Origin of the sequence: uncultured Devosia sp., from assembly GCF_913055165.1 — a bacterium.
Lineage (GTDB): Bacteria > Pseudomonadota > Alphaproteobacteria > Rhizobiales > Devosiaceae > Devosia.
This window is the reverse complement of record NZ_CAJXJS010000105.1, coordinates 1-6,313: the sequence shown is the minus strand read 5'-3', so window position 1 is coordinate 6,313 and position 6,313 is coordinate 1. Positions and strand designations below refer to the sequence as shown.

The following is a 6,313-nucleotide window of genomic DNA, read 5'->3' as shown; positions in this document are numbered from 1 at the left end:
GCTCGCCGGCTGCACCGACTCGTCTGCAAGGCGTCGCGTAGACATCAGCGATCCACCTCTCCGAACACAATATCAATCGACCCGAGGATCGCGGTCACATCCGCCAGCATGTGCTTGCGGCAGAGGTAATCCATGGCACTGAGATGCGCGAAGCCCGGCGCGCGGATATGGCAGCGATAGGGCTTGTTGGTGCCATCGGACACCAGGTACACGCCAAACTCGCCCTTGGGGGCCTCAACAGCGGCATAGATCTCACCGGCCGGGACCTTGAAGCCCTCGGTATAGAGCTTGAAGTGGTGGATGAGCGCCTCCATGGACTGCTTCATCTCACCGCGTTTTGGCGGCACCACCTTGCCGTCGGTCGACGCAACGGGGCCCTTGCCGTCCGGCGCATTCAGCTTCTTGATGCACTGGCGCATGATCTCGTTGGCCTGACGCATTTCTTCCATGCGGATCAGATAACGGTCATAGCAGTCGCCATTGGAGCCGACGGGAATGTCGAATTCCATTTCGGCATAGGCGTCATAGGGCTGACTCTTGCGCAGGTCCCACGCGGCGCCCGAAGCACGCACCATGACACCCGAAAACCCGCGGCCCCAGGCTTCTTCCAGCGGCACCACGCCGATATCGACATTGCGCTGCTTGAAAATGCGGTTGCCCGTCAGCAGCGTGTCGATGTCCTTGAGGGCCTTGGGGAACTCGTCACAGAATACAGCGATATCGTCGATCAGCGCCTGCGGCAGGTCCTGATGGACACCGCCGGGGCGGAAATAGGCCGCGTGCATGCGGGCACCGGATGCGCGCTCATAGAAAATCATGAGCTTTTCGCGCTGCTCGAAGCCCCAGAGCGGCGGGGTGAGCGCGCCGATGTCCATGGCCTGGGTGGTCACGTTCATCAGATGCGCCAGCAGGCGACCGATCTCGGCATAGAGCACACGGATCAACTGACCACGGCGCGGCACCTCGATCTCGAGCATGCGCTCGACGGCCAGGGCGAAGGCGTGCTCCTGGTTCATCGGTGCCACGTAGTCGAGCCGGTCGAAGTACGGTACGGCCTGCAGATAAGTCTTGTATTCGATCAGCTTTTCGGTGCCGCGATGCAGCAGGCCCACATGCGGATCAACGCGCTCGACCAGCTCGCCATCGAGTTCGAGGATCATGCGCAGCACGCCGTGCGCCGAGGGGTGCACGGGGCCAAAATTCAGGGTGAAATTGCGAACGTCGACTTCGCTCATGCGTCTGCTCCGCTAGGGCGAATAGCGAATAGCGAATAGCGAATAGCGTGCATTCGTCTCTTGCTCTTCATGTTTTGTCCTGCAGCCTGCGGATCAATCCCCGCAACATCCGGCCAATTTCGTCGCAAGCCTCAAGCAACTCGTCACAGTGGACGATCTGCATCAGACCGATGCGCCGACATAGGATCAGATGCGTTTCCAATTCCTTCAGCGAACCTTGTGCAATTCTTAGTCCCTGCACAAAAGCGCCCGTACTTTCCCTGCCATGACCTTCGGCAATGTTCGCCGCAACGGAAGTCGCCGACCTCCTGATCTGCGATGTCATGCCGAAACGCTCATCCATTGGAAAACCCGCTGTCGCTCGATAGCAAGCTTCGGCCAAATCCATCGCCGCGCTCCATACCTTAAGGTCTCTGTAGGATTGGATTTCCGTCTGCAAACTCCTTTCTAATTCCTATTCGCTACTCACTACTCGCTCATTTCGCCTTCTCGTCGCCAGGCAGCACGTAGTCAGTGCCTTCCCAGGGCGACAGGTAATCGAACGTGCGGAATTCCTGGGCCAGGGTCACTGGCTCGTAGACCACGCGCTTCCGCTCCTCGTCGTAGCGAACTTCAACAAAGCCGGTCAGCGGGAAGTCCTTGCGCAGCGGATGACCATCGAAACCGTAATCGGTCAGGATGCGGCGCAGGTCAGGATGGCCGGAGAACAGCACGCCATAAAGATCGTAGGTTTCGCGCTCGAACCAGTTCGCCCCGGGGAAAACATCGCAGATGGACGGAACGGGCGTCACATCGTCAGCCTCGAGCTTGACGCGGATGCGCTGGTTCAGATGCGGGCTGAGAAAGTGGTAGACGACATCAAAGCGGAACTCGCGCGCCGGATAGTCGGCGCCGCAGACGTCAACAAAGCTGATGAAACGGCATTTCGGATCATCGCGCAGGAACGTCGCCACATTGACGATGGAATCACGCGCCACGGTGACGGTCAGGTCACCATAGGCCACTTCAAAGCCCAGGACGGCATCGCCCAGGGACGCGGCGACATGCTCGCCAAGCGTTACCAGCGGGTCGACTGCAATCGGCTCGACAACAATATCGGTCATGCCCCTGCCCTATCGTTCGATCGTGCCGTCGCGGCGAATCTTCTTCTGCAGCAACAGGATGCCGTAAAGAAGCGCTTCAGCGGTCGGCGGGCAGCCCGGGACATAGACGTCCACCGGCAGAACCCGGTCGCAACCGCGCACCACGGAATAGGAATAGTGGTAGTAGCCACCGCCATTGGCGCAGCTGCCCATGGAGATGACGTAGCGCGGCTCGGGCATCTGGTCGTAGACCTTGCGCAGGGCGGGCGCCATCTTGTTGGTCAGCGTACCGGCCACGATGAGCACGTCGGACTGGCGTGGCGAAGCACGCGGGGCGGTGCCGAAGCGCTCGATGTCGTAGCGCGGCATCGACATCTGCATCATTTCCACAGCGCAGCAAGCCAAGCCGGTCTGCATCCACATCAGAGAACCGGTACGCGCCCAGGTGATCAGCTGCGACACAGTGGTGACGAGAAAGCCCTTGTCAGCCAGCTCGTTGTTCACGCCAGCGAAGAACGGATCATCAGCGCCAACAGGCTTGCCGGTTGCCGGATCGATCGCGCCCGTGGGACGCGGGGTAACCAGTGTCGAACTGGACGGGCTCAATCCCATTCCAGAGCTCCCTTACGCCATTCATAGATAAAGCCGATGGTCAGCACGCCGAGGAAAATCATCATCGACCAGAAGCCGAACCAACCCACATCCCGGAAGGCCACGGCCCAAGGGAAGAGGAATGCCACTTCCAGATCAAAGATGATGAACAGGATCGCCACCAGGTAGAATCGCACATCCACCTTCATGCGGGCGTCGCTGAAGGCGTCAAACCCGGCTTCGAAGGCGGAGACCTTTTCGGGATCCGGGCGCTTCACGGCGACCAGGAATGGCGCCACTAGAAGCGCGCCGCCAATAAGGGCGGACAAGGCGATGAAGATGACAATCGGCAGGTAATTGCTGAGCAATTCAGTCATGCGGCAGCCTAAAGTTCAAACCGGCCGGAGAGGCCGAAGAGCACACGGGCCACGAAGCAATTGGGGCAAGCGGGCCGATGCGCCGGTGATGGGCAACGGCTTAGACCTTCCCCCCAAACGTTTCAAGGGAAAGAAAATATGATTGAAATGATCATGTAATAGGATGGGCAAATCATGTCGTCACAGGCGCTTGCCGGCCCCTTTTTCGGGAGGAATTTTGCGCGATGCGCCCTGCCTGTGGAATGGGCCTGTGTGCAGAGCCTGTCAGGACACCGCTAAGCGAGCGGCAAAAACCAAAACGGCGGACCGAAAGAATCGGTCCGCCGAGATGGGTTGCAAGATTGCTGGCAACGGGGCGGCGACCGCCCCGCGCCCTACAAACTTAGAAGTGGTAGAAGACGCCGACGGTGGCCTTGGTCGACTCGAAGAACGAGTCGGCGCCAACAGCGGTGAAGTCACCCTGGCCGACGATTTCACCGCGGACGGTGACGACGTCGTTGACGGCGAATTCAACACCACCACCGAGCTGGTAGACACCAACCGAACCGGCTGCGGTGTTGTTGAAGCCGAGACCGCCCAGAGCATAGATCAGGGCGTTGTCGGTGACGATGGCACCAGCGCGGAGGTTCGCGAAGAACTCACCCGAGTTGGTGACAGCAGCAGTGGTGTTCCACATGTAGTCGGCGGTGACTTCAACGCCGAGCAGCAGCGGATCGACCGGAATGAAGTTCACGCCGACAGCGGCACCGACGACACCATAGGTGGTGCTGGCAGTGGTGTTGGCATAGGCGTTGGCGCCGGTGAACTGGCCACCCAGACGGGCACCGACATACAGGCCTTCCCAGTCAAAACCAGCCGGGGCGTAGATCGGCTCCGGAGTGGTCGGGATGATGAGGTCGGCAGCCTGAGCACCACCAACCATGAGAGCCGCGGCGGAAACGCCAATGGCCAAAGAACGTACAAACATGTCTTGCACTCCCATAGAGTTAACCGTAGTCGACCGATAGATGCCTGAGGCGCGCGCGGCTGACAAGAGAGCCCGGACCCATATTTGGCGGCGCGGATAAGATTTGATGACCATTTCCGGGCAGGTGTTGCATGAACACACCGGAATTGGTTCAATTTGATACAATTGCCATCAAGTGACCCGCAAACACACAAATCGCAGTGGCAAATAAGGCGGACCGAAGGCCGACCGCCATTTAGCTGACACAATTTCGCCAAGAACGCAATCGGCCCCACACAGCTGTGTGGGGCCGGCCGGTGAATTGGAATCAAAGGGCGTGGGGATGGTCAGAAGTGATAGCTGGCTCCGAGCGTGAACTGATTCTTGTCATTGCCACCCTGCAACGGGAAGCCATGAAGGTATTGGGCGCGGACCGACACATTGTCTGTGACACTGAGTTCGACTCCGCCGCCCAGCAAGGCATCTTCCTCGGCCGGCACACCCAGGTCGATGCCATAGCCGCCGGCGGCGTAGAGGGCGACATTATCGGACACGACCAGGCCGGCTCGGCCCAGAATCTGCCCATAGGAGGTCTCGCCAACCGTGCCATTGTCGGCCAGACCCGACACGGCCACTTCCGCTCCAAGCAGATAGAAGTCGAACTGGGCGTTTACCCCCGCATGCACACCCAGGCCATATTGGGTGCCGCTTGTTGCCCCGTTCTGGGCGACACCGTGGACCCCCGCATAGAAACCGTCCCAGTCAAATCCCGCGTCACCCGCGACAGGCAGCTCTGCCTGGGTCGACACCGGGACCGTGATCAGATCGGCGGCCATGGTGCCGCCCGCCAGGCTGAGGCTGGCGAACACTGCAAGGGCAGTCGGCTTTGACATAAGCATCGCGGTTATCCTCGTACTGAACCTTTCGTGGAACCGGAACGCCGCCGTCGAAACGACGGTTCCGCTCCGTTCGCTGGTCCATCCAGCCTCCATTACTTGCATCTGGCGGCGCATCTCTTTCCCACCAAATACTTGTTTTTGTTCTGTTTCTGAACCGCGCACCCGTGGGGAAGCGGTCCAGTACAGTGCAATTGCGCTGTGGCCTTCCGGTCACAGGCCTGTATCATCCGTCTGGCAGCATGCCGACAAGAACCGGTTCGGCCCGGAACTTGTCCGGAAAGATCTGTTCGAGCGCGGCGATCTTGGGCAGGTCGTGCACGACGATATAGGGCCAATCCGGGTTCAGCGTCAGGAAGTCCTGGTGGTACTGTTCAGCCGGATAGAAGGCTTCGAAAGGCTCGAGGGTCGTCACGATCGGCCCCTCGAACAGGCCGGTTGCATCGAGCTGGGCGATATAGGCGCGCGCGACATCTTCCTGAGCGTCATTCAGGAGGAAGATCGTCGAGCGGTATTGTGTGCCCCTATCTGGCCCCTGGTAGTTCAGTTGCGTGGGATTGTGCGCCACCGAGAAAAAGACATGCATCAGCTCGCCAAAGCTGACCACGCTGGGATCATAGGTGATTTCCACGGTTTCGGCGTGTCCGGTATTGCCACGGGTGGTCAGCTCGTAGGTCGCCGTATCCGCGCTGCCGCCCGAATAGCCGGAGACGGCATTGGTGACGCCCTTCACGCGCTGAAACACGCCTTGCACACCCCAAAAGCAGCCGCCGGCGAAGACAGCAACGGCCGTATTGCCGCTCTCCTGGAGGTCCATTTCGGGGGGCGGGATAACCACTGGCCTTTCCTGCGCGAACGGCGCGATGGGGGCCATGGTGGCGATGGCGGTCAAACCGGCAAAACCCAGCAAGACGTGGCGGCGCGACGGCGCATTCGTTCTATTGGGACGTGTTGAAAGCAGGCGGGGCATCGGCAGACCTCATGCTGAACAGTTTACAGCATATACGGTCACCATGCGCCCGAAGTTACGCGAGATCACGAGGCTCACGACGAAATGAAGAGTCGATGCTCCGGCCACTCGGCCCGCACCACTTTTCACCGACGATTTGATGGAAAAGGTGGCGCGAGAGACGGGGCTCGAACCCGCGACCTCCGGCGTGACAGGCCGGCGCTCTAACCAACTGAG

At 60.0% G+C, this 6,313-nt stretch carries 8 protein-coding genes; all 8 read right to left on the bottom strand.

Annotation, left to right across the window (positions count from 1 at the left end):
* Positions 1–44 precede the first annotated feature (44 nt).
* Positions 45–1,235: an NADH-quinone oxidoreductase subunit D gene (locus QZ564_RS18810; RefSeq protein ID WP_297113406.1), complete on the bottom strand. Its 1,191-nt coding sequence runs from the start codon at positions 1,233–1,235 to the stop codon at positions 45–47.
* Positions 1,236–1,302: 67 nt separating this feature from the next.
* Positions 1,303–1,674 (bottom strand): four helix bundle protein, encoded by a 372-nt coding sequence (locus QZ564_RS18805; protein ID WP_297113404.1) that lies wholly within the window; start codon positions 1,672–1,674, stop codon positions 1,303–1,305.
* Between the two features lie 37 nt (positions 1,675–1,711).
* Positions 1,712–2,338 carry an NADH-quinone oxidoreductase subunit C gene (locus tag QZ564_RS18800; RefSeq protein ID WP_297113402.1) on the bottom strand — a complete coding sequence of 209 codons (627 nt, stop codon included), beginning with the start codon at positions 2,336–2,338 and terminating at the stop codon, positions 1,712–1,714.
* A gap of 9 nt (positions 2,339–2,347) precedes the next feature.
* The gene (locus QZ564_RS18795; RefSeq protein WP_297113400.1) at positions 2,348–2,929 is read right to left on the bottom strand and encodes an NADH-quinone oxidoreductase subunit B; all 582 of its coding nucleotides are present in this window, start codon (positions 2,927–2,929) and stop codon (positions 2,348–2,350) included.
* Positions 2,920–3,285, bottom strand: coding sequence for an NADH-quinone oxidoreductase subunit A (locus QZ564_RS18790; RefSeq protein ID WP_297113399.1), 366 nt, complete (start codon positions 3,283–3,285; stop codon positions 2,920–2,922). Before QZ564_RS18790 ends, QZ564_RS18795 begins: the two co-directional genes overlap by 10 nt.
* Before the next feature lie 382 nt (positions 3,286–3,667).
* On the bottom strand, positions 3,668–4,252 hold the full coding sequence (locus QZ564_RS18785) for a hypothetical protein (protein ID WP_297113397.1): 585 nt from the start codon (positions 4,250–4,252) through the stop codon (positions 3,668–3,670).
* A gap of 326 nt (positions 4,253–4,578) precedes the next feature.
* Positions 4,579–5,130 carry a porin family protein gene (locus tag QZ564_RS18780; protein WP_297113395.1) on the bottom strand — a complete coding sequence of 184 codons (552 nt, stop codon included), beginning with the start codon at positions 5,128–5,130 and terminating at the stop codon, positions 4,579–4,581.
* A gap of 223 nt (positions 5,131–5,353) precedes the next feature.
* Positions 5,354–6,001 (bottom strand): peptide-methionine (S)-S-oxide reductase MsrA, encoded by a 648-nt coding sequence (msrA, locus tag QZ564_RS18775; protein ID WP_297113408.1) that lies wholly within the window; start codon positions 5,999–6,001, stop codon positions 5,354–5,356.
* Positions 6,002–6,313 lie beyond the last annotated feature (312 nt).

Excerpts from the sequence above, each read along its gene's own strand:
- QZ564_RS18800 (WP_297113402.1), bottom strand. The coding sequence starts at position 2,338 with ATGACCGATATTGTTGTCGAGCCGATTGCAGTCGACCCGCTGGTAACG.
- msrA (WP_297113408.1), bottom strand. The coding sequence starts at position 6,001 with ATGGCCCCCATCGCGCCGTTCGCGCAGGAAAGGCCAGTGGTTATCCCG.
- QZ564_RS18790 (WP_297113399.1), bottom strand. The coding sequence starts at position 3,285 with ATGACTGAATTGCTCAGCAATTACCTGCCGATTGTCATCTTCATCGCC.
- QZ564_RS18810 (WP_297113406.1), bottom strand. The coding sequence starts at position 1,235 with ATGAGCGAAGTCGACGTTCGCAATTTCACCCTGAATTTTGGCCCCGTG.
- QZ564_RS18780 (WP_297113395.1), bottom strand. The coding sequence starts at position 5,130 with ATGCTTATGTCAAAGCCGACTGCCCTTGCAGTGTTCGCCAGCCTCAGC.
- QZ564_RS18795 (WP_297113400.1), bottom strand. The coding sequence starts at position 2,929 with ATGGGATTGAGCCCGTCCAGTTCGACACTGGTTACCCCGCGTCCCACG.
- QZ564_RS18785 (WP_297113397.1), bottom strand. The coding sequence starts at position 4,252 with ATGTTTGTACGTTCTTTGGCCATTGGCGTTTCCGCCGCGGCTCTCATG.